Origin of the sequence: Photobacterium sanguinicancri, assembly GCF_024346675.1 — a bacterium.
Lineage (GTDB): Bacteria > Pseudomonadota > Gammaproteobacteria > Enterobacterales > Vibrionaceae > Photobacterium > Photobacterium sanguinicancri.
This window is the reverse complement of the sequence record NZ_AP024850.1, coordinates 731,080-755,989: the sequence shown is the minus strand read 5'-3', so window position 1 is coordinate 755,989 and position 24,910 is coordinate 731,080. Positions and strand designations below refer to the sequence as shown.

The window sequence follows — 24,910 nt, the reverse complement described above, 5'->3', positions numbered from 1 at the left end:
TTTAGGTGCTATTTTACCCACTCGCTAACAATATACACATTAATTGCAAGCGCATGAAATTGCGTATTAAGCCAATGCTAAGCCTGTGCTTCTGTTACATATTATCACTTTGTCACCACGGCTTTTATTTGGCTTATCGCCTAATTACCGCTATTGTTTGCCCAAACTACCGAATGAGTCATTCGTCATGAATTTATCCGTGCCATTGTCGTTTAAACGCTGCCATCGCATGCTGAGCACTGCCTTAATGCTGATATTATTAGCTGGGTGTGCCCAACAAGCCCCCGTTCAATCTACCAATTGGCAAACCCATCAATATGCACTCGAACAGTTAAGCCACTACCAAGCAAAAGGGAAACTGGGCTACAAAGGCCCCGATCTTCGTTTTGGTGCGAACTTACTCTGGAAAACAGCGGCGCAAAAAGATCAGCTGCTTCTTACCAATTTTTTAGGTAGTACTTTACTCAAACTCGATACCACAGAATCTGGTGCCACACTGATCGACAATAATGGTCGTCGTCATCAAGGGACAGATGCAGCAACGCTAGTCCAGCAACTCACGGGGATTAACCTTCCTGTAGAACAAATGCGAGATTGGTTGATTGGTCTGCCAACAGCCGCAGATAGCTACCAACTAAATGAACAAAATACCGTTAGCTACTTAGCCAAGACAGTGGGCAATCAAACGTGGGAAATGACGTTTGATGAATATGACTACACCACCTCACCTGTATTACCAAAAAAAATGGTACTCACGCAAAATAGCCAACGTATCACCCTGATTATTCATTCTTGGTCTTTGAAATAAGTTATGAGCAGCCCAATTCTTACTCAAACAACACGCTGGCCTGCGCCTGCAAAACTCAACCTTTTCCTTTACATCACTGGTCGTAGACCTAACGGCTACCATGATCTACAGACCTTATTTCAGTTCTTAGATCACAGTGACACACTGACGATCACCGCTAATAACAGCACGGAAATTACGATTTCCCCTGAAATTGAAGGGGTCGCAACCGAAGATAATTTGATCTATCGCGCAGCCGATGCCCTGCGTAAAGCGGCAAACATTACAGCCGGCGCTGATATTCATATAGACAAGATTTTACCTATGGGTGGAGGATTGGGTGGTGGTTCATCTGATGCTGCGACAACCTTGGTTGCACTCAACTATTTATGGCAAACCAAGCTAACCGTAGAGCAGCTTGCTGAGATAAGTTTAGCCCTAGGCGCTGATGTACCTGTTTTCGTACGCGGAGTCAGTGCTTTTGCTGAAGGTGTTGGTGAAAAATTACAACCAGCAGAGCCCGAAGAAAAGTGGTATTTAGTCGCAAAACCAGACGTTAGCATCGCAACTGTCGATATTTTCACCCATTCGGACTTAACTCGCGATACTGAAAAACGCAGCCTGAAGGCACTATTAGCAGGGACTTACGAAAACGATTGCGAAAAAATAGTAAGAAGACTGCACCCTAAGGTTGATAAGGCGCTTTCTTGGCTGTTAGAATATGCGCCGTCAAGATTGACTGGTACTGGCGCATGTGTGTTCGCTGAATTTAGCACCCATCGCGAGGCCATTGCAACACTGAACAAATTACCTAACTGGCTCCACGGATTTGTCGCAAAAGGTGTCAACACGTCTCCCTTATTGACAGCCTTGAGCACACATTCTTCGGATGGTCAGTAATTACAACTTGGACGCAACCCTGAGGTTTCCACCGTGCCTGATATGAAGCTGTTTGCTGGTAACGCTACACCAGAACTAGCCCAACGCATTGCTGACCGTCTATACATCTCTCTTGGAGATGCGACAGTTAACCGTTTTTCTGATGGTGAAGTATGTGTTCAGATTAATGAAAACGTTCGTGGTAGCGACGTATTCATTATTCAATCAACTTGTGCACCAACTAACGACAACCTAATGGAGTTAGTTGTAATGATCGATGCACTTCGTCGTGCATCTGCAGGCCGTATTACCGCAGTTATCCCTTACTTCGGTTATGCTCGCCAAGACCGCCGCGTCCGTTCTGCTCGTGTGCCTATTACTGCAAAAGTCGTTGCTGATTTCCTTTCAAACGTTGGTGTTGACCGCGTTCTGACTGTTGACCTGCACGCTGAGCAAATCCAAGGCTTCTTCGATGTACCAGTTGATAACGTATTCGGTAGCCCTGTGTTACTAGAAGACATCCTGGCGAAGAAACTGGAAGATCCAGTTGTTGTATCTCCAGATATCGGTGGTGTTGTGCGTGCACGTGCTATCGCTAAACTACTAGACGATACTGACATCGCTATCATCGATAAGCGTCGCCCTCGCGCGAACGTTTCTCAGGTAATGCACCTGATCGGTGACGTTGAAGGTCGTGACTGCATCATTGTTGATGACATGATCGATACTGGCGGCACACTATGTAAAGCAGCAGAAGCACTGAAAGAGCGCGGCGCTAAGCGTGTATTCGCTTACGCAACTCACCCAGTATTCTCTGGTACGGCTGTTCAAAACATCCGTGAATCTGTTATCGATGAAGTTATCGTAACTGACTCAATTCCTCTATCTCAAGAAATCATAGACACAGGCCGCGTATCTGTTCTAACGCTTTCTGGCATGCTAGCGGAAGCTATTCGTCGCATTAGCAACGAAGAATCAATTTCAGCAATGTTCGAACACTAATCGAGCGAAGCGGGAACTGACAAACGCCTCGCTTTTGCGGGGCGTTTTGCTTTTGGGGCTATAACAACCTTGCAGGGCAATAACCGCGATCCGTATCAATCTTTCCAAGTTTGGTATAACATAGCGCGCGTTTTCAGCCTAAGACGAGAGAAATCAAGCGTGAGTAACCAAATTCGTCTACTAGTTGGCCTGGCAAATCCAGGTCCTGAGTATGCTAGAACTCGCCACAATGCCGGCGCATGGGTCGTCGAAGAATTAGCGCGTGTTCATAACATCAGCTTACGAGAAGAATCAAAATACTACGGTCTGACTGGCCGGATCATGGCAAATGGCCAAGATCTCCGCTTGTTGATCCCAACAACATTCATGAACCTGTCAGGTAAATCCGTGGCAGCGCTAGCGAATTTCTACCAAATAAAACCGGAAGAGATCCTAGTGGCGCATGACGAGCTCGACCTCCCGCCTGGAGTAGCGAAATTCAAGAAAGGCGGTGGGCACGGTGGGCATAATGGTCTGCGTGACATCATCAGTAAAATGGGCAACAACAAAGATTTCTATCGCTTACGTGTTGGCATTGGCCACCCTGGCGACAAGAATAAAGTCGCCAATTTTGTTTTGGGTAAAGCACCGACTAAAGAGCAAGAATGCATTGACGCGGCGGCTGATGAAGCTGTGCGCTGTATGGATATCTTACTGAAAGATGGGCTTAATAAAGCACAAAACCGACTACATTCATTCAAAGCAGAATAGATTCATTTCGATCTGCTTGTGAGTTTTCATTAGTAATGTTTGTTACGTTACGCTGGTGTAAAACAGCTAACGTGGCATTGCGTAATCACCAAAAGGGTTTAATACCATGGGTTTTAAATGCGGCATCGTTGGTCTTCCTAACGTTGGTAAATCAACACTATTTAACGCTTTAACAAAAGCAGGCATCGAAGCAGCGAACTTCCCGTTCTGTACTATCGAGCCAAACACTGGTGTCGTACCTGTGCCAGATCTACGTCTGGATGCGCTAGCTGAAATTGTAAATCCAGAGCGCATTTTACCAACAACGATGGAATTCGTAGATATTGCTGGCCTAGTCGCTGGTGCATCTAAAGGTGAAGGCCTTGGTAATAAATTCCTAGCAAACATCCGAGAAACTGACGCGATTGGTCACGTTGTTCGTTGTTTTGAAGACGACAACATCGTTCACGTTGCAGGTAAAATCAGCCCGCTAGACGATATCGAAGTGATCAACCTAGAGCTAGCTCTGGCTGACCTTGATACCTGTGAGCGTGCTATTTTCCGTCAAGCAAAACGTGCTAAAGGCGGCGATAGCGAAGCTAAATACGAAATTGCTGTACTTGAAAAGCTACTGCCAACGCTAACTGAAGGCGGTATGGTACGTTCAATCGAGCTTTCTAAAGAAGAAGCTGCTGCGATTGATTACCTACACTTCCTAACAATCAAACCAACTATGTACATCGCTAACGTTAGCGAAGACGGTTTCGAAGATAACGAATTCCTAGACATGGTTATTGAATACGCTGCGAAAGAAAATGCAGTTGTTGTTCCGGTTTGTGCTGCTATCGAATCTGAAATTGCTGAGCTTGACGATGCTGATCGCGAAGAGTTCCTAGCTGACATGGGTATCGAAGAACCAGGCCTGAACCGAGTGATCCGTTCTGGTTACGAACTACTGACGCTACAAACTTACTTCACAGCAGGCGTTAAAGAAGTACGTGCATGGACTATCCCTGTTGGTGCAACTGCGCCACAAGCTGCGGGTAAGATCCACACCGACTTCGAAAAAGGCTTTATCCGTGCTGAAGTTGTTGGTTACGACGCATTCATCGAGTTCAAAGGTGAAAGCGGTGCAAAAGAAGCAGGTAAATGGCGTCTAGAAGGTAAAGATTACATCGTTAAAGATGGCGATGTGGTTCACTTCCGCTTCAACGTATAAAACTAAATACGTTAAAAACGCATTTTGATGCATAAATTTTATAAGCCAGCATGATTGCTGGCTTATTTTTTACCTATCGTTTATCAACAACTTCTTCTGATAACCCTGACAAAGCAAGTGTTTACCTACTTAAAAAAGCCTGCTTCGTGTGCCAATTATTCATTTCGTCCAAATATCCATCGAACAAGGCGATTTTATCGAGATATTTAAAAAAACTGTTGACGCTTTTCGCTGGTATGAGCATAATGCGCCCCGTTCCCGAGTTAGCGGTCAGTCATCTGACAGTGAAATTTGAAGAACAATTATGGCTACGTAGCTCAGCTGGTTAGAGCACATCACTCATAATGATGGGGTCACAGGTTCGAATCCCGTCGTAGCCACCATTTCTCTTCTAGAGAAATCATCGAAAGATGTAAAACTTTACCAGATGCGGACGTGGCGGAATTGGTAGACGCACCAGATTTAGGTTCTGGCGCCGCAAGGTGTGAGAGTTCAAGTCTCTCCGTCCGCACCATTCTCTTAACTCGGTTAAGAGCGCCTAACAGTAGATTAGGCTAGTTACTTTATGTAACACTGTAGGGCTATCGCCAAGCGGTAAGGCAGCGGCTTTTGATGCCGCCATCCCCTGGTTCGAATCCAGGTAGCCCTGCCACATTTTATTATGTGGCTTTGATTTCTCAGTTTCGACTGTGAAGTGTAAGCGGCATGATTAAATAACTACTCATCGAGTAGAACAAAATGGCTACGTAGCTCAGCTGGTTAGAGCACATCACTCATAATGATGGGGTCACAGGTTCGAATCCCGTCGTAGCCACCATTTCTCTTCTAGAGAAATCATCGAAAGATGTAAAACTTTACCAGATGCGGACGTGGCGGAATTGGTAGACGCACCAGATTTAGGTTCTGGCGCCGCAAGGTGTGAGAGTTCAAGTCTCTCCGTCCGCACCATTCTCTTAACTCGGTTAAGAGCGCCTAACAGTAGATTAGGCTAGTTACTTTATGTAACACTGTAGGGCTATCGCCAAGCGGTAAGGCAGCGGCTTTTGATGCCGCCATCCCCTGGTTCGAATCCAGGTAGCCCTGCCACATTTTATTATGTGGCTTTGATTTCTCAGTTTCGACTGTGAAGCGTAAGCGGCATGATTAAATAACTACTCATCGAGTAGAACAAAATGGCTACGTAGCTCAGCTGGTTAGAGCACATCACTCATAATGATGGGGTCACAGGTTCGAATCCCGTCGTAGCCACCATTTCTCTTCTAGAGAAATCATCGAAAGATGTAAAACTTTACCAGATGCGGACGTGGCGGAATTGGTAGACGCACCAGATTTAGGTTCTGGCGCCGCAAGGTGTGAGAGTTCAAGTCTCTCCGTCCGCACCATTCTCTTAACTCGGTTAAGAGCGCCTAACAGTAGATTAGGCTAGTTACTTTATGTAACACTGTAGGGCTATCGCCAAGCGGTAAGGCAGCGGCTTTTGATGCCGCCATCCCCTGGTTCGAATCCAGGTAGCCCTGCCACATTTTATTATGTGGCTTTGATTTCTCAGTTTCGACTGTGAAGCGTAAGCGGCATGATTAAATAACTACTCATCGAGTAGAACAAAATGGCTACGTAGCTCAGCTGGTTAGAGCACATCACTCATAATGATGGGGTCACAGGTTCGAATCCCGTCGTAGCCACCATTTCTCTTCTAGAGAAATCATCGAAAGATGTAAAACTTTACCAGATGCGGACGTGGCGGAATTGGTAGACGCACCAGATTTAGGTTCTGGCGCCGCAAGGTGTGAGAGTTCAAGTCTCTCCGTCCGCACCATTCTCTTAACTCGGTTAAGAGTGCCTAACACTAGATTAGGCAAGTTACTTTATGTAACACTGTAGGGCTATCGCCAAGCGGTAAGGCAGCGGCTTTTGATGCCGCCATCCCCTGGTTCGAATCCAGGTAGCCCTGCCACATTTTATTATGTGGCTTTGATTTCTCAGTTTCGACTGTGAAGCGTAAGCGGCATGATTAAATAACTACTCATCGAGTAGAACAAAATGGCTACGTAGCTCAGCTGGTTAGAGCACATCACTCATAATGATGGGGTCACAGGTTCGAATCCCGTCGTAGCCACCATTTCTCTTCTAGAGAAATCATCGAAAGATGTAAAACTTTACCAGATGCGGACGTGGCGGAATTGGTAGACGCACCAGATTTAGGTTCTGGCGCCGTAAGGTGTGAGAGTTCAAGTCTCTCCGTCCGCACCATATTCTTCATTCACTTTATAAGTGCGTGAAGTAAAAAAGATCGTAATTATGCTAACCAATTGCTGATTATGTGACTCAATAAGTAAGAGATTCGTTAAGTAATTAACGATAAAAAATGCGGACGTGGCGGAATTGGTAGACGCACCAGATTTAGGTTCTGGCGCCGCGAGGTGTGAGAGTTCAAGTCTCTCCGTCCGCACCATTTTCTCTTAACTTATTCTTTCTCCTCGCCGAGAAAAAACGTTCTCTTAATCGAGTAACGCTGTAGGGCTATCGCCAAGCGGTAAGGCAGCGGCTTTTGATGCCGCCATCCCCTGGTTCGAATCCAGGTAGCCCTGCCACAATTTAGACTTAATGATGTTATTCAACTTCGGTTGTATAATCATTGCTAAGTATGCGGACGTGGCGGAATTGGTAGACGCACCAGATTTAGGTTCTGGCGCCGCAAGGTGTGAGAGTTCAAGTCTCTCCGTCCGCACCATATTCTTTGCTCTCTTTCACTAGAGTTCAAAGTAAAAAAGATCATAATCGCGCTCACCAATTGCTGATTATGTGACTTAATAAGTAAGAGATTCGTTAAGCAATTAACGATAAAAAATGCGGACGTGGCGGAATTGGTAGACGCACCAGATTTAGGTTCTGGCGCCGCGAGGTGTGAGAGTTCAAGTCTCTCCGTCCGCACCATTTTCTCTTAACTTATTCTTTCTCCTCGCCGAGAAAAAACGTTCTCTTAATCGAGTAACGCTGTAGGGCTATCGCCAAGCGGTAAGGCAGCGGCTTTTGATGCCGCCATCCCCTGGTTCGAATCCAGGTAGCCCTGCCACAATTTAGACTTAATGATGTTATTCAACTTCGGTTGTATAATCATTGCTAAGTATGCGGACGTGGCGGAATTGGTAGACGCACCAGATTTAGGTTCTGGCGCCGCAAGGTGTGAGAGTTCAAGTCTCTCCGTCCGCACCATATTCTTTGCTCTCTTTCACTAGAGTTCAAAGTAAAAAAGATCATAATCGCGCTCACCAATTGCTGATTATGTGACTTAATAAGTAAGAGATTCGTTAAGCAATTAACGATAAAAAATGCGGACGTGGCGGAATTGGTAGACGCACCAGATTTAGGTTCTGGCGCCGCGAGGTGTGAGAGTTCAAGTCTCTCCGTCCGCACCATTTTCTCTTAACTTATTCTTTCTCCTCGCCGAGAAAAAACGTTCTCTTAATCGAGTAACGCTGTAGGGCTATCGCCAAGCGGTAAGGCAGCGGCTTTTGATGCCGCCATCCCCTGGTTCGAATCCAGGTAGCCCTGCCACAATTTAGACTTAATGATGTTATTCAACTTCGGTTGTATAATCATTGCTAAGTATGCGGACGTGGCGGAATTGGTAGACGCACCAGATTTAGGTTCTGGCGCCGCAAGGTGTGAGAGTTCAAGTCTCTCCGTCCGCACCATATTCTTTGCTCTCTTTCACTAGAGTTCAAAGTAAAAAAGATCATAATCGCGCTCACCAATTGCTGATTATGTGACTTAATAAGTAAGAGATTCGTTAAGCAATTAACGATAAAAAATGCGGACGTGGCGGAATTGGTAGACGCACCAGATTTAGGTTCTGGCGCCGCGAGGTGTGAGAGTTCAAGTCTCTCCGTCCGCACCATTTTCTCTTAACTTATTCTTTCTCCTCGCCGAGAAAAAACGTTCTCTTAATCGAGCAACGCTGTAGGGCTATCGCCAAGCGGTAAGGCAGCGGCTTTTGATGCCGCCATCCCCTGGTTCGAATCCAGGTAGCCCTGCCACAATTTAGACTTAATGATGTTATTCAACTTCGGTTGTATAATCATTGCTAAGTATGCGGACGTGGCGGAATTGGTAGACGCACCAGATTTAGGTTCTGGCGCCGCAAGGTGTGAGAGTTCAAGTCTCTCCGTCCGCACCATCATTTAGAAACCCACCTTTTGGTGGGTTTTCTTTTACCTGTTGCAAGTTAAAGACACATCTATCAGTAGCTTAATCGCATTGAAATTTTGTATCTTTGCAGAAGACTTAGAGTGGCTTTCCACTCTTTTTACAACCTCAAAAATCGTATCTCTCTGGTTGTTAAGCCGAATGTTTTTAATAACATTCGGCTTTTTCTTTATCAGGCTAATACCGATTGTTGCCAAAAAAACAGATATAAAAAAGACGAGCACTTTGGCTCGCCTCTTTCAATCTTGTGATCAATCACATTCCCATCGCATACTTCAATACTTGCTTTTTAATGGGTCCCGCTTTCTCTGCCACTTTTAAACCTATGTTACGAGCTATTTTCAGCGGCAATAAATCATTGCTAAATGTCGTGTAGAAAAAATCCATCCCACTTTGCATGATCAGATTATCAGGACGACGACGACGTTCGTACTTTTTCAGTACATCTTGTTCTGCCCAGTTCTTTCCCGCTTTTTCTATTTCATGCAGTAAAACATCCACATCTTTAAAACCAAGGTTTACCCCCTGACCTGCTAATGGATTGATTGTGTGCGCGGCATCCCCAAGTAACACAATGTTATCTTGGTAATACTGCTGTGCATGACGGCGCGTTAACGGGAAGCTTCCCCAATTAACGACGGTAAACTCACCGACCTCTGCAGGAAAATGACATTTTACTTCCATAGCAAGCTGCTCGGCAGTCATCGCTGACAATTGTTTAATGCGTTGTGGACTGTCATACCACACCAGTGATCCCTGATGACCAACTAAAGGTAAGAACGATCGTGGCCCTTTAGGCGTAAACCACTGCCAAGTAATGTCTTGCTGAGGTAACGCCGTTTCAATATTGATCAACATACAGTGTTGACGATAATCCCATGCCGTAATACCAATACCTGATTGCTGGCGTACTTGCGAATTAGCACCATCAGCCCCCACTAATAGCTTCGCCTGTAGCTGACGGCCATCATCTAGCGTAACAACAACCCCACTGGATACTTTTTGGCTGTTTATCATTTTGCTTGGGCATAACAAGGTAAGGTTTGGATAATCTGAAAACTGTTGCCATAGCCCAAGTTGGATCAATCGGTTCTCAACAATAAAGCCCAAACGATCAAGTTGCATCTCATCAGCACTAAACCGTGTACGGCACTCAGGATGGTCCCATGTTTCTAAGCGCTTAAATGGGCAAACGCGCATCGCTTGGATCGCATTCCATGCACCCAATCGACTTAATAGTCCCACTGAATTAGGGGAAATTGCCGATACTCGTAAATCCATAGGTTGGCTTGCTTCAAACTCTTGCGGTTGCTGTCCGTCTAAAACAACAACTCGTAAACCGTATTGCGCCATACCGACAGCTGTTGCTGCCCCCACCATACCGCCACCGGCGATCACTACATCAAACTGTTCCATACACTTATCTCATTGTTTGGCTGCTGATATTTTACCTTGCTAGAACCATAATGCGAGCCTTCAACCATAGCAACTGAACCCAGTCCAAAAAACCACAATTTATTCGGGGTGGCGAGGATCTAGTCAGGCACTAGATAAAGCAGTACAATACGCGGCTTGCTGGCGGTCTTGCACTCAATAATGAGGCTACCGTCTTCCGAGCAATGTTGAATGCAATAATTGACACTACGAGCGAAGAGTTAGACATGGCTAAGAAACTGCTTATTAAAACCTGGGGCTGCCAGATGAACGAATACGATTCATCAAAAATGGCCGATCTTCTCAATGCCTCAAATGGCTTCGAGCTAACGGAAATCCCAGAAGAAGCAGATGTTCTGCTACTGAATACCTGCTCAATCCGTGAAAAGGCACAAGAAAAAGTTTTCCACCAGCTAGGCCGTTGGAAATTCCTTAAAGATAAAAAGCCCGATCTTGTGATTGGTGTAGGCGGTTGTGTAGCAACCCAAGAAGGCGACTCGATTCGCAAACGTGCACCATACGTTGATGTTATTTTTGGCCCACAGACCCTGCACCGTTTGCCTGAAATGATTAAACAGTCAGGTACAAACCACGCGCCTGTTATGGATATTTCTTTCCCTGAGATTGAAAAATTCGATAACCTACCAGAACCTCGTGCTGACGGTGCAACGGCTTTCGTTTCTATCATGGAAGGCTGTTCTAAGTACTGTACTTACTGTGTGGTTCCTTATACCCGTGGTGAAGAAGTTAGCCGACCGCTTGATGATGTGCTGTTTGAAATTGCTCAACTAGCAGACCAAGGCGTTCGTGAAGTTAACCTACTGGGTCAAAACGTTAATGCATACCGTGGCGCAACACATGACGATGAGCTCGCAACTTTTGCTGAACTACTCCGTTTAGTTGCAGCAATTGATGGTATTGACCGTATTCGTTACACCACAAGTCACCCAATTGAGTTCACTGACGATATTATCGAAGTGTACAAAGATACACCTGAAGTGGTGAGCTTCCTTCACTTACCAGTACAAAGTGGTTCAGACCGCATTCTGGCAAATATGAAGCGTCCACACACAGCGATCGAGTACAAATCGAAAATCCGTAAGCTGCGTAAAGCACGTCCGAGTATTACAATCAGCTCTGATTTCATCGTGGCATTCCCTGGTGAATCAGATCAAGATTTCCAAGATACCATGAAGCTGATCCGTGAAATCGACTTCGATATGAGCTTTAGCTTTATCTTCTCAGCACGACCAGGTACGCCTGCGGCAGATTATCCTTGTGATCTACCAGTGCAAGTGAAGAAAGAACGCTTGTATGAACTACAGCAACAGATCAATACTCAAGCTATGCGTTACTCGCGCCAGATGTTAGGTACTGAACAACGTATCCTTGTTGAAGGCCCGTCACGTAAAAACATCATGGAGCTGCGCGGTCGTACCGAGAACAGCCGTGTTGTGAACTTTGAAGGTTCTGCAGAGCTTATTGGCCAATTTGTTGATGTTAAGATCACTGATGTGTTTACTAACTCATTACGCGGTGAACTTGTACGCACAGAAGCAGAAATGAATCTACGTATTGCGGTCTCTCCTACCGAGATGATGGCAAAAACACGTAAAGAAGATGAATTGGGTGTTGGCGTATATACTCCATAGTATATAGCGCACGTCTAAAGATAACCTTTAGACCAATGCCCTGATACGAAAGCCGCCCGTTGCTGTGGGCGGCTACACTGAGAGGCAAACCTTGAGCAAAATTATTACTGTTGAATTAAACCTGGAACCTATCGATAACCAGCGCCTTTCCAGCCTTTGCGGCCCTTTCGACGATAATATAAAACAACTAGAACGCCGTTTGGGTGTTGAAATAAATCATCGTAGTAGCCACTTTTCTATTGTTGGCCAACCTCATACCGCCGACGCTGCAGCTGAAATCATTAAGAATTTGTATATCGATACGGCCCCGGTTCGCAATACAACCCCAGATATCGAACCAGACCAAATCCACCTTGCGATCAAAGAGTCTGGTGTATTAGAGCAAAGTACGGATTCATCGATCCCTTACGGTAAAGAAATTCACATCAAAACCAAAAAAGGTGTGATTAAGCCACGTACGCCAAACCAAGCACAGTACATAGCTAACATGGTTACCCATGATATTACCTTTGGTGTTGGCCCCGCAGGTACAGGTAAAACCTACCTTGCCGTTGCCGCCGCTGTTGATGCCCTTGAGCGTCAAGAGATCCGTCGTATCTTGCTAACGCGCCCTGCTGTTGAAGCGGGTGAAAAATTAGGTTTCTTACCGGGTGATTTAAGCCAGAAGGTTGACCCGTACTTACGTCCACTTTACGACGCACTGTTTGAGATGCTCGGTTTTGAGCGCGTTGAAAAGTTAATTGAACGAAACGTCATTGAAGTTGCCCCATTAGCATATATGCGTGGCCGTACTCTCAATGATGCTTTCATTATTTTGGATGAAAGCCAAAACACCACAGTGGAACAAATGAAAATGTTCCTAACACGTATTGGTTTCAATTCACGTGCTGTTATTACCGGTGATGTAACCCAGATCGATTTACCACGAGGTGCCCGTTCAGGCTTACGTCATGCGATTGAAGTATTATCGGAAGTTGATGAAATCAGTTTTAACTTCTTCCAGGCAGATGACGTTGTCCGCCACCCAGTGGTAGCCCGTATAGTGCAAGCCTATGAAGTGTGGGAAACCGCCGATCAAAAGCAACGCAAGCTAACAGAACAGCGTCGTCGCAATGAACAAGCTGCGTTAGTTGCAGCGGCAACATCTACAGTAGAACCAGAAAAGAGTAACTAATGGCTATTTATCTCGACCTGCAACATGCAACTGAAAATCAAGATGGCTTACCAAGCGAGGCCGATTTTCAACAGTGGCTAAATGCAGCTGTCACCCTGTTTAAGGCTGATGCGGAAGTGACTATCCGCTTGGTTGATGAAGAAGAAAGCCATGCGCTAAACCACGAATACCGTGGCAAAGACAAGTCGACTAACGTGCTGTCTTTTCCATTTGAAGCGCCTCCTGGCGTAGAGCTAGATCTGCTAGGTGACCTGATCATCTGCCGTCAGGTTGTTGAGAAAGAAGCAAAAGAGCAGAATAAAACGCTAAATGCTCACTGGGCACATATGGTTGTACACGGCAGTCTCCATCTGCTAGGTTATGACCATATTGATGATGAAGAAGCAGAAGAAATGGAAGCGCTGGAAACAGAAATCATGCAAAAAATGGGATTTTCTGATCCGTACGCCGACGACAACCTGTAATTTATTATCTATAACGCTATTCGCCTTTGGGGTGAATAGCTACCGTGGTTTAGGCCACTCTATTGACATGAAAAGTGATGAACGAAGATAACTCGCAAAATTCTGAAGGTCCGAGTAGAAAGTCCTTCTTTGAACGTATTGGCCAATTGTTTCAAGGTGAACCACAAAACCGTGAAGAGCTGGTCGAGGTATTCCGCGATTCGGAAGAAAATGATTTGATTGACCATGACACCCGCGACATGCTCGAAGGTGTGATGGAGATAGCAGAAATGCGCGTGAGAGACATAATGATCCCACGATCTCAAATGGTCACTATCGAACGTTCTCAGAAGCTTGAAGACCTTATTGATTTAATTGTTGATGCTCAACACTCACGCTACCCTGTGATCAGTGACGACAAAGACCATGTAGAAGGTATTCTACTGGCTAAAGATTTACTGCGTTACTTGATCCCAGACTCTGAAGCTTTCGATATGGACAAAGTTCTCCGCCCTGCGGTGGTTGTACCAGAAAGCAAGCGAGTTGATCGCCTACTGAAAGAATTCCGCGAAGAACGCTACCACATGGCGATCGTCGTAGATGAATTTGGTGGTGTATCGGGTGTTATCACTATCGAAGATATTCTTGAGCAAATCGTTGGCGAAATCGAAGATGAATTCGACGACGAAGAAGAGCAAGATATCCGTCAGTTAAGCAAACATACCTATTCGGTAAAAGCGCTGGCGACCATTGAAGATTTTAACGACTTATTCCAAACCGCATTCTGTGACGACGAAGTCGACACTGTCGGTGGTCTGGTAATGACCAGCTTCGGTCACTTACCGGCTCGTGGTGAAGTTGTTGAACTTGATGGTTACTCGTTTAAAGTCACATCTGCTGACAACCGTCGTGTGATTCAGCTTCAGGTGACTATTCCACATGAAGCGCATCAGCCAACGACGACTACTTAATTAGTTTTCCATGATGAATAAAGCCTTTTTCATCTCCCTTGGGCGGCCTTTATTGGCCGCTTTTGCGGGAGCTTTAGCGACCTTATCGTTCGCACCTTATAATATCTGGCTTCTTGCCCCTGCTTCACTCACGCTCTTTTTCTGGCTACTCCTCAATCAAAGTATTAAACGCTCGGCATTGATCGGTTTTAGCTGGGGCTTGGGTTTATTTGGCACAGGGATCAGTTGGGTTCATGTAAGCATTGACACTTTTGGTGGTATGCCAAAAATTGCCAGTGTATTCCTCATGGTTTCACTGATCAGTTACCTTGCACTCTATCCGCTGATTTTTGGTGCTCTATTCAACCGCTTTAATCAAGGCCGTCCTTTCTACCAGCTTCTACTTAGTGGCCCGGTGTTATGGCTCTTATTAGATTGGCTACGTGGTTGGGCATTTACTGGCTTCCCGTGGCTATGGATGGGATACGGCCAACTCAACTCACCGTTCTCAGGTCTGGCACCCATTCTTGGTGTTGAAGGGATCACGCTCGCATTAGTGTTGATCAGCGCTGGTATCGTGGCGGCAATTTCCGATCGCAACTGGAAACCCTTGATGGTTCCAGCACTCGTGATAGGTTTGTCCTTGCTGGTTCATGGTGCACAATGGGTAACACCCAATTCAGATAAAACCGTCGATGTCGCCTTAGTACAAGGCAATGTGCCGCAAGAGCTAAAATGGCTACCAAGCGAGCGCTGGCCAACGCTGATGAAGTATATCGACCTCACCCGTGAAAACTGGGATGCCGATATTATCGTTTGGCCTGAAGCTGCGATTCCCGCCTTAGAAGCACACCTTCCTTCGTTCTTACAAAACTTGGATGAAGTGGCTCGCGAAAACAACAGCACAGTGATCACAGGGGTTTTAGACCAAAAAGAAAATGGGGAGTTTTTCAATAATATCCTGACTCTCGGCCAAAATAATGACAATGGTTACGATTACGATAACGCGACCCGTTACAGTAAACATCACCTACTGCCTTTTGGTGAGTTCGTACCGTTTGGTGATTTATTGCGTCCTATTGCCCCCTTCTTTAACCTACCGATGTCCTCATTTAGTCGTGGCGACTTCGTACAGCCCAACTTAGAAGCCAACGGCTATAGTATTGCCCCCGCTTTATGCTACGAAGTCGCATTCAGTGAACAGGTTCGCCAGAACGTCAACGTTGATACTGATTTACTATTAACGCTGTCTAATGATGCGTGGTTTGGCACCTCTATTGGCCCATTCCAGCACATGGAGATCGCACAGATGCGCTCACTCGAACTGGGTAAGCCGCTATTGCGAGCCACCAATACGGGCGTAACAGCTGTCGTTGATCATATGGGGCACATTACTAAGCAAATACCGCAATTTGAAACTGCGGTACTGCGAGCTAAAGTTACCCCAACGGATGGCTTAACCCCCTACACTAGTTTGGGAAGCTGGCCGCTATATGGTTACGTATTGTGGTCCTTAGCGTTGTCGATGATCTTAATTCGCCGTCAACGTGGGGGGTTTAGAGAGACCCAAACCGAACAACCTTAATAGCACCTTAAAAGACGAAGATTAACGCTTCGTCTTTTTTTTCATCTTGCTAAGATAGAAAGCACATTCAGTATTTATACCAACCTGGGCTGTTACTTATTTAGATTGGTACAACTAAAGGATTCGCACCATGAAAACGGTTAACCGCTTATTTTCAATGCTAGGGGGGCTCGCGCTCCTTTGCATCGCAACAGGCTCTGTCGCTAAAGAAGACATCGAAATCCGTGCTTCCCTTGAGCATTTTCAGCAAGCACAACAAACCCAGCCCTTTTTTGACTCCGCGTATGGCTACGCTATTTTCCCTTCCGTCGGTAAAGGTGGTTTCTGGGTCGGCGGTGCATACGGTACTGGCACTGTGTATAAAGCCCAAAACGTCACGGGATTTGCCAAACTGTACCAAGTTTCTGTTGGCCTTCAATTTGGAGGACAATCTTACAGTCAAATCATGTTCTTCCAAGACCAGCGATCTTACGAACGCTTTATTAGTGGTAGCTTTGAATTAGACGCCCAAGCCTCTGCTGTGGCATTAACAGAAGGCGCGCAAGCACGTGCTGGGACAACAGGGGTTGGCGCTGGCTCTGGAAAGAACTTTGTCGAAGCCAATTACACTAATGGCATAGCCATTTTCACCTACGCCAAAGGCGGTATGATGATTGAAGCGTCATTGGCAGGGCAAAAATTTAGCTATGAGCCGCTCAACGCGACCACAGAACAGGTCAAAGATCTCAATCAAAGGGATACAGACCAAGCCAAGCAAGGCGCTCCCGTCAGTGATCTGACATCACCTGAGGCAAGTGATAGCGATGAACCAACCGTTATTTTGGCCCCCCCACTAGACGAGTAATAGGTTGCAGGATGATAATACGACTTTCATCGTCGTATTATCCTGCCAGTTCGATTATCAAGACTCTATTTTATCTTGCCAATTAACAGCAAACCCAATATAAAATAGGATTAGTCGCCTTGCCTACTAGCATTACTCACCGCAAAATTCATCAAGCAGTAACATATAAAACTGAACGCACATCACTACAAGTATAAAATCGCTTGCAAGCATTTTACTATTTCCTTGATATCGATTCCCATTCTCGTTTTTTATCCTGAAAAATAAAATAAAAGGAGAACACTTGGTTGGGAGGAAGACTTTCCTCATAACAATAAACCAACTTGGATAAGCCTTAGCTTGTTCTATTTGGTATCAAAATCAAGGATAGAAAATGAGAACCATACCAACTCTACTGGCTATGCTCATTGCGAGCAGCCCTGTTCTAGCCAATAATAACTCACTAATAACCGATCAAGTCATTGTTAAATACCGTGCTAATAGCCCAGTAATGCAGGCTGCGGCATCACCAATGGTTGATGGTATAACCCACTTGCAACAAAGTATCAGTGCCGATATTCAATACCTTCGCCCAAGTGCGAACGGCACCCACATTCTAAAAGTATCCGATCAAACGAAGCTTGAAACGGTGATCGAACAGCTACAGCAAGATCCGAACATCGAATATGCCGAGGCTGACCGTATTATGTGGCCGACCGCGATCCCAAATGATCCGGGATATAACCTCCAATGGCATTATTCAGATACGACCAGTGGCATCAATATGCCAAAAGCATGGGATGTTACAACTGGCGGCTCAGAAGTCATTGTTGCGGTGATCGATACTGGTGTTCGTTTTGATCATCCCGACCTTATAAACAACTTACTCCCTGGCTATGATTTTATTAAGAATGCCAAAGGGGCGCGAGATAGCGATGGTCGAGATAGCGATGCAACTGACGAAGGTGACTGGTTAGTTGCGGGTCAATGTGGTCAAAACTATCCGCCACAAGATAGAAACTCATCGTGGCATGGTACTCATGTTGCGGGCACCATCGCGGCGGAGGGTAACAATAGCCAAGGCGTGACTGGTGTGGCTTGGAATACCCGTATCGTCCCCGTGCGAGTCCTTGGTGCCTGTGGTGGCTACACCTCTGATATTACCGATGGAATGCGCTGGGCTGCAGGCTTGCCTGTTCCCAACACACCAGCCAATCCATACCCAGCTCAAGTCCTAAATTTAAGTCTTGGTGGCCAAGGGGCTTGTGGCTATGCTTACCAACAAGCCGTTAATGATGTCCGAGCGAAAGGCGCCACCATTGTCGTGGCAGCAGGTAATGACAACCTAAATGTTCGCGATTTTAGCCCAGGTAACTGCCAAGGCATTATCTCGGTTGCTTCCAATAACAAGGAAGGAAATCGTGCATTCTATTCAAACTATGGCGATCTCATTGATATCACAGCGCCAGGCGGCGGTCGCTCTGGTGGGATCCTATCCACTTTTAACGCAGGCAAACGCCAAGCGGGCGAAAACAACTATAGCTACTCAATGGGCACCAGTATGGCTACCCCACATGTAGCAGGTATCGCCGCACTCATGTATTCACTCGATTCCAGCCTAACGCCAGATCAAGTTGAGCAATATATCACCGAAACATCGCGTCCATTCCCTGCTGGTAGCAGCTGTAATACCTCAGAGTGTGGTACAGGTATTGCCGATACTTTTGCGGCTTTACAGCGAGTGAAAGGGATCACACCAGAGCCGGGGACAGTTGATTGCAGTACATTACAGCAATGGTCACCTAGCAATGTGTATCAAGCTGGCGCTCAAGCACAGCAAAATGGTCTCGCCTATCAAGCTCAATGGTGGACTCAAAACCAATCCCCGATAGATAACCACACCAATTGGGCCGTATGGACCAAGCTGGGTCAGTGTAAATAAAACTCAAATTAGAACCTGAACGAACAAGCGGGCTTAATCGCCCGCTTTATATTCACGCCTAAATGCAAAACTAAGTTAAGGCCTAGCTATGGTGATAAGGGCTGGCGGGTAAATTGCTCGTGCCCACAGCGCACACAAGGCTCTAAACGCTTCACATGGGTATACATTTGATGATGACCACAATGTTCGCAAACTAAATTACCCAGACCGATAATTTCTCCAGCTTGATAGACGCCTTGGTGCTGAATATCACCCATCACCTCGCGCCACTCTAATTGGGTTTTATCGGTAATTTCAGCTAAACCACTCCAAATTGTTTCCGATACAGCCTGATAAAATGGGCTTTCATCAAAAGGCTCTGAACTTTCTTCTACGTTTTGACCAAATTCAGCCAAATCACGCTTTAGATACGCCGAGATCAATGCTAACTCATCCTTGGTCATATCACTGGCGGCTTGACGGTATTTCTCTGTAGTTTCAACCCATTGCTGAAGCTCTTCGGGACTATGCTTTAAGGCTTCAGTTACTTTCTCAAGTAGTGCTTCATATTCTGCTTTTTGCTTCGCCATATGTACCTCCTCCCCTTGAACCGACAACACAAGTCACTCAAAACACCGTATAAGGCAGAGATAAAGCAACAATAACTGTATCGAATGACCCTCAGCTATTGTTGACACCTTTACCTTTAGTTATTCTATGTCGATTATATTGAATGTGTTTGTACTCAACTCACAAAATCCTGGATGTCATCGATGCAAGAACAATATCGCCCACAGGACATTGAACAGAAAGTTCAAGAACACTGGGACAACAACAAGACCTTTGTTGTAAGTGAAGACCCTAATAAAGAAAAATTCTACTGTCTCTCCATGTTCCCGTACCCAAGCGGTCGACTGCACATGGGTCACGTTCGTAACTACACCATCGGTGATGTTGTTTCTCGTTACCAGCGTCTGCAAGGCAAAAACGTCATGCAACCAATCGGTTGGGATGCATTCGGCCTACCAGCAGAAAACGCAGCGGTTAAGAACAACACAGCACCAGCACCATGGACTTATGAAAACATTGAGTACATGAAGAACCAGCTTAAATCGCTAGGCTTGGGTTACGACTGGAGCCGTGAGTTCGCAACTTGTACGCCTGAGTACTACCGTTGGGAACAAGAGTTTTTCACTAAGCTTTACAATAAAGGCTTGGTTTACAAGAAGACCTCTTCTGTAAACTGGTGTCCGAATGACCAAACTGTACTGGCTAACGAGCAAGTAGAAGATGGTTGCTGTTGGCGTTGTGATACGCCTGTAGAGCAGAAAAAAATTCCACAGTGGTTCATTAAGATCACTGAATACGCACAAGAGCTACTTGACGATCTAGACAACCTTGACGGTTGGCCTGACATGGTGAAAACCATGCAGCGCAACTGGATTGGCCGCTCTGAAGGTGTTGAGCTATCTTTCGCTGTTAACGGCGAAGAAGCACCACTAGAAGTATACACAACGCGTCCAGACACCCTTATGGGCGTTTCTTACGTTGGTATTGCTGCAGGTCACCCACTTGCAGAGAAAGCGTCTCAGAACAACCCTACGCTTGCTGCATTCGTTGATGAATGTCGTAACACCAAAGTTGCTGAAGCTGAACTAGCAACAATGGAAAAGAAAGGGATGGATACTGGCCTAACGGCTATCCACCCGCTTAACGGTCGCGTTGTCCCTGTTTACGTCGCTAACTTCGTTCTAATGGATTACGGCACAGGTGCGGTAATGGCGGTTCCTGCTCACGATCAACGTGACTACGAATTCGCCACTAAATACGGCATCGATATCATTCCAGTAATCAAACCAGAAGACGGTTCTGATCTGGACGTATCTGAAGCGGCTTACACTGAAAAAGGTGTACTGTTTGATTCTGGCGAATTTGACGGCCTAACATTCCAAGCAGCATTCGATGCAATTGCAGCGAAGCTTGAAGCGGAAGGTAAAGGTAAGAAGACAGTTAACTTCCGTCTACGTGACTGGGGTGTTTCTCGTCAACGTTACTGGGGCGCACCAATCCCAATGGTAACGACAGAAGACGGCCAAGTTCACCCAGTTCCAGCGGATCAACTGCCAGTTATCCTACCGGAAGACGTGGTAATGGACGGCGTGACTAGTCCAATTAAAGCGGATAAAGAGTGGGCAAAAACCACCTTTAACGGCGAACCAGCATTACGTGAAACCGATACCTTTGATACCTTCATGGAATCATCTTGGTACTACGCACGTTACTGTTCTCCACAAGCTGATGACATTCTAGATCCAGAAAAAGCGAACTACTGGCTACCAGTCGATCAGTACGTTGGTGGTATCGAGCACGCTTGTATGCACCTACTGTACTCGCGCTTCTTCCACAAATTGCTACGTGACGCAGGTTACGTAACATCTGACGAGCCGTTCAAGCAGCTTCTTTGTCAAGGTATGGTACTAGCAGACGCTTTCTACCACACTAACGATAAAGGCACCAAAGAGTGGATCGCACCGACTGATGTTGAAATCGAACGTGATAGCAAAGGTCGTATCGAGAAAGCAGTTGATAGCCAAGGCCGTGATGTAACGCACTCAGGCATGATCAAAATGTCTAAGTCGAAAAACAACGGTATCGACCCACAAGAGATGGTAGACAAATACGGTGCAGATACCGTGCGTCTATTCATGATGTTTGCATCACCTGCAGACATGACACTTGAGTGGCAAGAGTCTGGTGTTGAAGGGGCTAACCGCTTCCTGAAACGTGTTTGGAAACTGGTTAACGAGCACGCATCAAAAGGCACAGCTGAAACTGTTGACGTTAGCGCACTATCTTCAGCTCAGAAAGTACTTCGTCGTGATGTTCACAAGACCATTGCAAAAGTAAGCGATGATATTGGCCGTCGTCAGACATTCAATACCGCGATTGCTGCAATCATGGAGTTGATGAACAAGCTAGCGAAAGCGCCTCAAGAATCTGTGCAAGACCGTGCAATTCTAGATGAAGCACTTAAAGCCGTCGTACGTATGCTTTACCCAATGACACCACACATTTCTTACGAAATGTGGGAAGCGCTAGGTGAATCAAACGTTGACTCTGCAACATGGCCAACATTCGACGAAGCTGCACTCGTTGAAGATGAGAAAACCATCGTAGTTATGATCAACGGTAAATTACGTGCGAAACTGACAGTTGCCGCTGATGCAACTGAAGAGCAAGTAAAAGAGCTTGGTCTTAACGATGAAAACGCAGTGAAATTCCTTGATGGCCTAACCATACGTAAAGTTATTTACGTACCAGGTAAGCTACTGAACATCGTTGCGAACTAAGTTCACAACCTGATGACAGACTATCCCCGCTCAGGCGGGGATATTTTTATCTAGCATCGTCATAGCAACTACCAGTCAATCTAGGTTCTAATCAGATTGATTTCCCGCTATAGTCGATAAGTTTTCACTCTACTTAGGAGCTAATTTGGTGAAGGCTTTCTTTTCTCTAAAAAGCACCCTTAGACTACTTACGGTCGCCCTACTTTCTCTTACTGTGTCTGCGTGTGGTTTCCATTTACGTGGTACTTACATGCTACCTGATGAAATCGCCAAACTATCACTGACTAGCTTTGACCAATACGGGCAACTCACCCGCTTGGTAAAATCACAATTCAAGTTGCATGGTATTGAAGCCGTGTCACCATCTGCGACAGTCTCTAACCTTCACTTAATCAGTGAAAGTGACGGCGAACGCACACTATCGCTATATCAAAACAGCCGTGCCGCTGAGTACGAACTCAATTATTCAGTACGCTACAGTATTACGATTCCTAATAAAGCCAGTAAAACATTCTCAACGAAGGTAACCCGTACTTTCCTTGATAACCCGTTAACTGCACTAGCAAAATCGGTTGAACGAGATATGATCAAAGACGAAATGCGTGAACAAGCATCGCGTCAAATATTACGTCAGATGGCTCGTTTGACAGCAACGATGGAAACACTCGACGAACAAGAGCTCGAAGCTAAACTAGCCGAGATGGAAGATACCAAAGCGGAAGATATGCCCGCTTCAAACATGTATAACAGCACCAACACTGTCAACACAGAGGAAGTGAGTACAGTGGAACCCGCAGAAGGCGAGGTAGGCACTAGCCAACCATGAGAGTTTACCCAGAACAACTGACACAGCAGCTCAAAAAAGGGCTGTGTCAATCCTACCTGTTATTTGGCAATGAACCGCTACTGAAGCAGGAATGTGGCGATCAGATTAAACAAATCGCGCAGCAACAAGGTTTTGATGAGCGTCATAGCTTCACCATAGATCATCAGCTTGATTGGAACCTAGTGCTCGATTGCTGTAACGCAATGAGTCTCTTTGCTGCACGTCAAATCATCGAGCTTGAGATCCCAGAATCTGGCTTAAACGTGAATCAAGCCAAATCATTGCTGGAAATCTGCAACAGCTTACACAGCGATATTCTGTTATTAATCACAGGACCCCGCGTAAATAAAAAGCAAGAATCAACCAAGTGGTTTAAAGTACTCGATAGTCAGGGACTGTACCTTCCTTGTAATACACCAGATCCTCGCCACTTACCTCGCTTTATCCAAGCTCGGTGCCAACAATTAGGCCTTAGAGCTGATCACGAGTCGATTCAGATGTTGGCTCAATGGCATGAAGGCAACATGCTGGCATTAGCACAAAGCCTACAGAAACTGACTTTGCTCTACCCTGATGGCGAACTTACTATTGTTCGTTTAGAAGAAGCCTTAAGCCGCCATAATCACTACACTCCATTTCAGCTCGTTGATGCGGTTTTAGCTGGCCAAGCAAAGCGCAGCCAGCGCGTATTGCGTCAACTTGAAGGGGAAGGGATTGAAGCGACTATTATTTTACGGACATTGCAGCGCGAATTAACACAGCTGTACAAGATGCAAGAGATGGGTAAGAAAGGCACGCCGCTTAACATTATTTTCGAGCAGTTTCGCGTATGGCAAAACCGTCGTAAAATTTATATCGGCGCCCTTCATCGGTTACCTTATGCCAGAGTCGTCAGCTTGCTACGTTTATTGACCCAACTTGAGATCCAAGTGAAAACGGATTTTGATACTAAACCTTGGCCAGCACTGAGTGCGCTCTGCGCTGAGATGTGCGGGATAAGCACCCATACCGAACCTACACCTTTTTAGTGCTTGTGTCGGATCAGGCAGTGCGTGTTATACTGCGCCGCTAAATTGTGACTTAGATCGATTTGTCGCAAACTTTTTATTTATTATCACCAAACGAGGGGATTCCTTTGCAGGTTCAAGAACTACACGATTTTATTGTTGATAAAGTTGACGATATTAAAGCCCAAGACATCGTAACGATTGACGTACGTGGTAAGTCAAGCCTAACTGACTTCATGGTTCTATGTACAGGTACATCAAACCGTCACGTATCTTCAATTGCAGATCACGTAAACAAAGAATCAAAACTGATTGATTTCCCTCCATTTGGTATCAGCGGTGAAGATGATGGCCAATGGGTTATCGTTGATATGGGTAACGTAATGTTACACATCATGCAGGAAGATTCACGTAGCCTGTACCAACTGGAGAAGCTTTGGAGCTAATCAGTCATGAAGCTTCAATTGATTGCCGTTGGCACTAAAATGCCCAAGTGGGTTGAAGAAGGTTATAAAGAATATAGCCGTCGTTTCCCTAAAGACATGCCTCTGGAACTTATTGAAATTCCAGCAGGTAAACGCGGAAAAAATGCAGATATTGCTCGTATCTTGCAAAAAGAAGGCGAAGCCATGCTTGCCTCTGTACCGAAAGGTAACCGTATTGTCACCTTGGACATTCCTGGTAAACGCTGGGATACAGAGCAACTGGCTCAACAGCTAGAAAGCTGGAAGCTAGATGCGCGCGATGTTTCTATTTTGATTGGCGGCCCTGAAGGGTTATCACCTGCTTGTAAAGCAGCGGCCGAACAAAGTTGGTCTCTTTCACCACTTACACTGCCACACCCGATGGTACGTGTGGTAATGGCTGAAAGTTTATATCGCGCGTGGAGCATCACCGCAAACCATCCTTACCACAGGGAATAA

At 45.8% G+C, this 24,910-nt stretch carries 19 protein-coding genes and 26 tRNA genes; 43 read left to right on the top strand and 2 right to left on the bottom strand.

All coding sequences use genetic code 11. The annotated features are described in order from the left end of the window. Positions 1–187: 187 nt before the first annotated feature. The 31 genes from lolB (at position 188) to OCU87_RS03690 (ending at position 8,793) form a co-directional block, all read left to right on the top strand. Positions 188–808, top strand: a complete 621-nt coding sequence (gene lolB, locus OCU87_RS03840; RefSeq protein ID WP_062688045.1) for a lipoprotein insertase outer membrane protein LolB — start codon at positions 188–190, stop codon at positions 806–808. A gap of 3 nt (positions 809–811) precedes the next feature. After that, positions 812–1,687, top strand: coding sequence for a 4-(cytidine 5'-diphospho)-2-C-methyl-D-erythritol kinase (gene ispE, locus OCU87_RS03835; RefSeq protein ID WP_261857856.1), 876 nt, complete (start codon positions 812–814; stop codon positions 1,685–1,687). 33 nt (positions 1,688–1,720) lie between these two features. Continuing rightward, complete coding sequence (locus OCU87_RS03830; RefSeq protein ID WP_062688043.1) at positions 1,721–2,668, top strand: ribose-phosphate pyrophosphokinase; 948 nt, start codon at positions 1,721–1,723, stop codon at positions 2,666–2,668. Positions 2,669–2,827: 159 nt separating this feature from the next. Continuing rightward, positions 2,828–3,418, top strand: a complete 591-nt coding sequence (gene pth, locus OCU87_RS03825; protein WP_062688042.1) for an aminoacyl-tRNA hydrolase — start codon at positions 2,828–2,830, stop codon at positions 3,416–3,418. A gap of 106 nt (positions 3,419–3,524) precedes the next feature. Then, complete coding sequence (gene ychF / locus OCU87_RS03820) at positions 3,525–4,616, top strand: redox-regulated ATPase YchF (RefSeq protein WP_094956172.1); 1,092 nt, start codon at positions 3,525–3,527, stop codon at positions 4,614–4,616. Positions 4,617–4,922: 306 nt separating this feature from the next. Then, positions 4,923–4,999, top strand: a tRNA-Met gene (locus OCU87_RS03815). A gap of 46 nt (positions 5,000–5,045) precedes the next feature. After that, a tRNA-Leu gene (locus OCU87_RS03810) sits at positions 5,046–5,130 on the top strand. A 63-nt stretch (positions 5,131–5,193) separates the two neighbouring features. Further along, positions 5,194–5,268: transfer RNA gene (locus tag OCU87_RS03805), tRNA-Gln, on the top strand. An 88-nt stretch (positions 5,269–5,356) separates the two neighbouring features. Continuing rightward, a tRNA-Met gene (locus OCU87_RS03800) sits at positions 5,357–5,433 on the top strand. A 46-nt stretch (positions 5,434–5,479) separates the two neighbouring features. Beyond that, positions 5,480–5,564, top strand: a tRNA-Leu gene (locus OCU87_RS03795). Between the two features lie 63 nt (positions 5,565–5,627). Continuing rightward, a tRNA-Gln gene (locus tag OCU87_RS03790) sits at positions 5,628–5,702 on the top strand. An 88-nt stretch (positions 5,703–5,790) separates the two neighbouring features. Beyond that, positions 5,791–5,867, top strand: a tRNA-Met gene (locus OCU87_RS03785). 46 nt (positions 5,868–5,913) lie between these two features. Beyond that, positions 5,914–5,998 (top strand) — tRNA-Leu (locus OCU87_RS03780). A gap of 63 nt (positions 5,999–6,061) precedes the next feature. Next, a tRNA-Gln gene (locus tag OCU87_RS03775) sits at positions 6,062–6,136 on the top strand. Positions 6,137–6,224: 88 nt separating this feature from the next. Next, a tRNA-Met gene (locus tag OCU87_RS03770) sits at positions 6,225–6,301 on the top strand. A gap of 46 nt (positions 6,302–6,347) precedes the next feature. Then, positions 6,348–6,432: transfer RNA gene (locus tag OCU87_RS03765), tRNA-Leu, on the top strand. Between the two features lie 63 nt (positions 6,433–6,495). Then, positions 6,496–6,570: transfer RNA gene (locus OCU87_RS03760), tRNA-Gln, on the top strand. Between the two features lie 88 nt (positions 6,571–6,658). Beyond that, positions 6,659–6,735: transfer RNA gene (locus OCU87_RS03755), tRNA-Met, on the top strand. Positions 6,736–6,781: 46 nt separating this feature from the next. Further along, positions 6,782–6,866: transfer RNA gene (locus tag OCU87_RS03750), tRNA-Leu, on the top strand. Between the two features lie 117 nt (positions 6,867–6,983). Next, positions 6,984–7,068: transfer RNA gene (locus OCU87_RS03745), tRNA-Leu, on the top strand. Between the two features lie 64 nt (positions 7,069–7,132). Further along, positions 7,133–7,207, top strand: a tRNA-Gln gene (locus OCU87_RS03740). Positions 7,208–7,262: 55 nt separating this feature from the next. Then, positions 7,263–7,347 (top strand) — tRNA-Leu (locus OCU87_RS03735). A 118-nt stretch (positions 7,348–7,465) separates the two neighbouring features. Next, positions 7,466–7,550 (top strand) — tRNA-Leu (locus tag OCU87_RS03730). A gap of 64 nt (positions 7,551–7,614) precedes the next feature. Further along, positions 7,615–7,689: transfer RNA gene (locus OCU87_RS03725), tRNA-Gln, on the top strand. Between the two features lie 55 nt (positions 7,690–7,744). Then, positions 7,745–7,829: transfer RNA gene (locus tag OCU87_RS03720), tRNA-Leu, on the top strand. A 118-nt stretch (positions 7,830–7,947) separates the two neighbouring features. Continuing rightward, positions 7,948–8,032: transfer RNA gene (locus tag OCU87_RS03715), tRNA-Leu, on the top strand. Positions 8,033–8,096: 64 nt separating this feature from the next. Further along, positions 8,097–8,171 (top strand) — tRNA-Gln (locus tag OCU87_RS03710). Between the two features lie 55 nt (positions 8,172–8,226). Continuing rightward, positions 8,227–8,311 (top strand) — tRNA-Leu (locus OCU87_RS03705). A gap of 118 nt (positions 8,312–8,429) precedes the next feature. Beyond that, positions 8,430–8,514: transfer RNA gene (locus OCU87_RS03700), tRNA-Leu, on the top strand. Positions 8,515–8,578: 64 nt separating this feature from the next. Beyond that, positions 8,579–8,653: transfer RNA gene (locus OCU87_RS03695), tRNA-Gln, on the top strand. Between the two features lie 55 nt (positions 8,654–8,708). Continuing rightward, positions 8,709–8,793, top strand: a tRNA-Leu gene (locus tag OCU87_RS03690). A gap of 284 nt (positions 8,794–9,077) precedes the next feature. Here OCU87_RS03690 and OCU87_RS03685 read toward each other — a convergent pair. Continuing rightward, positions 9,078–10,238, bottom strand: coding sequence for a 2-octaprenyl-3-methyl-6-methoxy-1,4-benzoquinol hydroxylase (locus OCU87_RS03685; RefSeq protein WP_261857855.1), 1,161 nt, complete (start codon positions 10,236–10,238; stop codon positions 9,078–9,080). Between the two features lie 245 nt (positions 10,239–10,483). Between OCU87_RS03685 and miaB the strand changes: the two genes are divergently transcribed. The 7 genes from miaB (at position 10,484) to OCU87_RS03650 (ending at position 18,825) form a co-directional block, all read left to right on the top strand. Next, positions 10,484–11,908, top strand: a complete 1,425-nt coding sequence (gene miaB / locus OCU87_RS03680) for a tRNA (N6-isopentenyl adenosine(37)-C2)-methylthiotransferase MiaB (protein WP_261857854.1) — start codon at positions 10,484–10,486, stop codon at positions 11,906–11,908. Between the two features lie 91 nt (positions 11,909–11,999). Further along, positions 12,000–13,082: a PhoH family protein gene (locus OCU87_RS03675; RefSeq protein ID WP_062690736.1), complete on the top strand. Its 1,083-nt coding sequence runs from the start codon at positions 12,000–12,002 to the stop codon at positions 13,080–13,082. Continuing rightward, positions 13,082–13,546, top strand: a complete 465-nt coding sequence (gene ybeY / locus OCU87_RS03670) for an rRNA maturation RNase YbeY (protein WP_062690731.1) — start codon at positions 13,082–13,084, stop codon at positions 13,544–13,546. The genes OCU87_RS03675 and ybeY overlap by 1 nt, the downstream gene beginning before the upstream one ends. 77 nt (positions 13,547–13,623) lie before the next feature. Continuing rightward, positions 13,624–14,496, top strand: a complete 873-nt coding sequence (gene corC / locus OCU87_RS03665; protein WP_062690730.1) for a CNNM family magnesium/cobalt transport protein CorC — start codon at positions 13,624–13,626, stop codon at positions 14,494–14,496. Between the two features lie 13 nt (positions 14,497–14,509). Beyond that, positions 14,510–16,060, top strand: a complete 1,551-nt coding sequence (lnt, locus tag OCU87_RS03660; RefSeq protein WP_261858340.1) for an apolipoprotein N-acyltransferase — start codon at positions 14,510–14,512, stop codon at positions 16,058–16,060. Between the two features lie 130 nt (positions 16,061–16,190). Continuing rightward, complete coding sequence (locus OCU87_RS03655) at positions 16,191–16,904, top strand: lipid-binding SYLF domain-containing protein (protein WP_261857853.1); 714 nt, start codon at positions 16,191–16,193, stop codon at positions 16,902–16,904. A 373-nt stretch (positions 16,905–17,277) separates the two neighbouring features. Continuing rightward, positions 17,278–18,825 (top strand): S8 family serine peptidase, encoded by a 1,548-nt coding sequence (locus OCU87_RS03650; RefSeq protein ID WP_062690728.1) that lies wholly within the window; start codon positions 17,278–17,280, stop codon positions 18,823–18,825. Between the two features lie 86 nt (positions 18,826–18,911). Here the strand turns inward: OCU87_RS03650 and OCU87_RS03645 are convergent, their stop codons facing one another. Further along, complete coding sequence (locus tag OCU87_RS03645) at positions 18,912–19,394, bottom strand: zinc ribbon-containing protein (RefSeq protein ID WP_062690727.1); 483 nt, start codon at positions 19,392–19,394, stop codon at positions 18,912–18,914. Positions 19,395–19,577: 183 nt separating this feature from the next. Between OCU87_RS03645 and leuS the strand changes: the two genes are divergently transcribed. From leuS to rlmH, 5 genes are all read left to right on the top strand, one after another. Then, positions 19,578–22,154, top strand: coding sequence for a leucine--tRNA ligase (gene leuS / locus OCU87_RS03640; RefSeq protein WP_261857852.1), 2,577 nt, complete (start codon positions 19,578–19,580; stop codon positions 22,152–22,154). A 148-nt stretch (positions 22,155–22,302) separates the two neighbouring features. Next, on the top strand, positions 22,303–22,980 hold the full coding sequence (locus tag OCU87_RS03635) for an LPS-assembly lipoprotein LptE (RefSeq protein WP_083540941.1): 678 nt from the start codon (positions 22,303–22,305) through the stop codon (positions 22,978–22,980). Next, entirely contained in the window at positions 22,977–24,008 is a 1,032-nt protein-coding gene (holA, locus tag OCU87_RS03630; RefSeq protein WP_261857851.1) for a DNA polymerase III subunit delta, read from the top strand. Before OCU87_RS03635 ends, holA begins: the two co-directional genes overlap by 4 nt. Positions 24,009–24,115: 107 nt before the next feature. Beyond that, positions 24,116–24,433, top strand: coding sequence for a ribosome silencing factor (rsfS, locus tag OCU87_RS03625; protein ID WP_062690723.1), 318 nt, complete (start codon positions 24,116–24,118; stop codon positions 24,431–24,433). A 6-nt stretch (positions 24,434–24,439) separates the two neighbouring features. Next, the gene (gene rlmH, locus OCU87_RS03620) at positions 24,440–24,910 is read left to right on the top strand and encodes a 23S rRNA (pseudouridine(1915)-N(3))-methyltransferase RlmH (RefSeq protein ID WP_062690722.1); all 471 of its coding nucleotides are present in this window, start codon (positions 24,440–24,442) and stop codon (positions 24,908–24,910) included.

Coding starts and splice junctions, on each gene's coding strand:
- lolB (WP_062688045.1), top strand. CDS start 188: ATGAATTTATCCGTGCCATTGTCGTTTAAACGCTGCCATCGCATGCTG.
- ispE (WP_261857856.1), top strand. CDS start 812: ATGAGCAGCCCAATTCTTACTCAAACAACACGCTGGCCTGCGCCTGCA.
- ychF (WP_094956172.1), top strand. CDS start 3,525: ATGGGTTTTAAATGCGGCATCGTTGGTCTTCCTAACGTTGGTAAATCA.
- OCU87_RS03685 (WP_261857855.1), bottom strand. CDS start 10,238: ATGGAACAGTTTGATGTAGTGATCGCCGGTGGCGGTATGGTGGGGGCA.
- miaB (WP_261857854.1), top strand. CDS start 10,484: ATGGCTAAGAAACTGCTTATTAAAACCTGGGGCTGCCAGATGAACGAA.
- ybeY (WP_062690731.1), top strand. CDS start 13,082: ATGGCTATTTATCTCGACCTGCAACATGCAACTGAAAATCAAGATGGC.
- corC (WP_062690730.1), top strand. CDS start 13,624: ATGAACGAAGATAACTCGCAAAATTCTGAAGGTCCGAGTAGAAAGTCC.
- lnt (WP_261858340.1), top strand. CDS start 14,510: ATGAATAAAGCCTTTTTCATCTCCCTTGGGCGGCCTTTATTGGCCGCT.
- OCU87_RS03655 (WP_261857853.1), top strand. CDS start 16,191: ATGAAAACGGTTAACCGCTTATTTTCAATGCTAGGGGGGCTCGCGCTC.
- OCU87_RS03650 (WP_062690728.1), top strand. CDS start 17,278: ATGAGAACCATACCAACTCTACTGGCTATGCTCATTGCGAGCAGCCCT.
- OCU87_RS03645 (WP_062690727.1), bottom strand. CDS start 19,394: ATGGCGAAGCAAAAAGCAGAATATGAAGCACTACTTGAGAAAGTAACT.
- leuS (WP_261857852.1), top strand. CDS start 19,578: ATGCAAGAACAATATCGCCCACAGGACATTGAACAGAAAGTTCAAGAA.
- holA (WP_261857851.1), top strand. CDS start 22,977: ATGAGAGTTTACCCAGAACAACTGACACAGCAGCTCAAAAAAGGGCTG.
- rlmH (WP_062690722.1), top strand. CDS start 24,440: ATGAAGCTTCAATTGATTGCCGTTGGCACTAAAATGCCCAAGTGGGTT.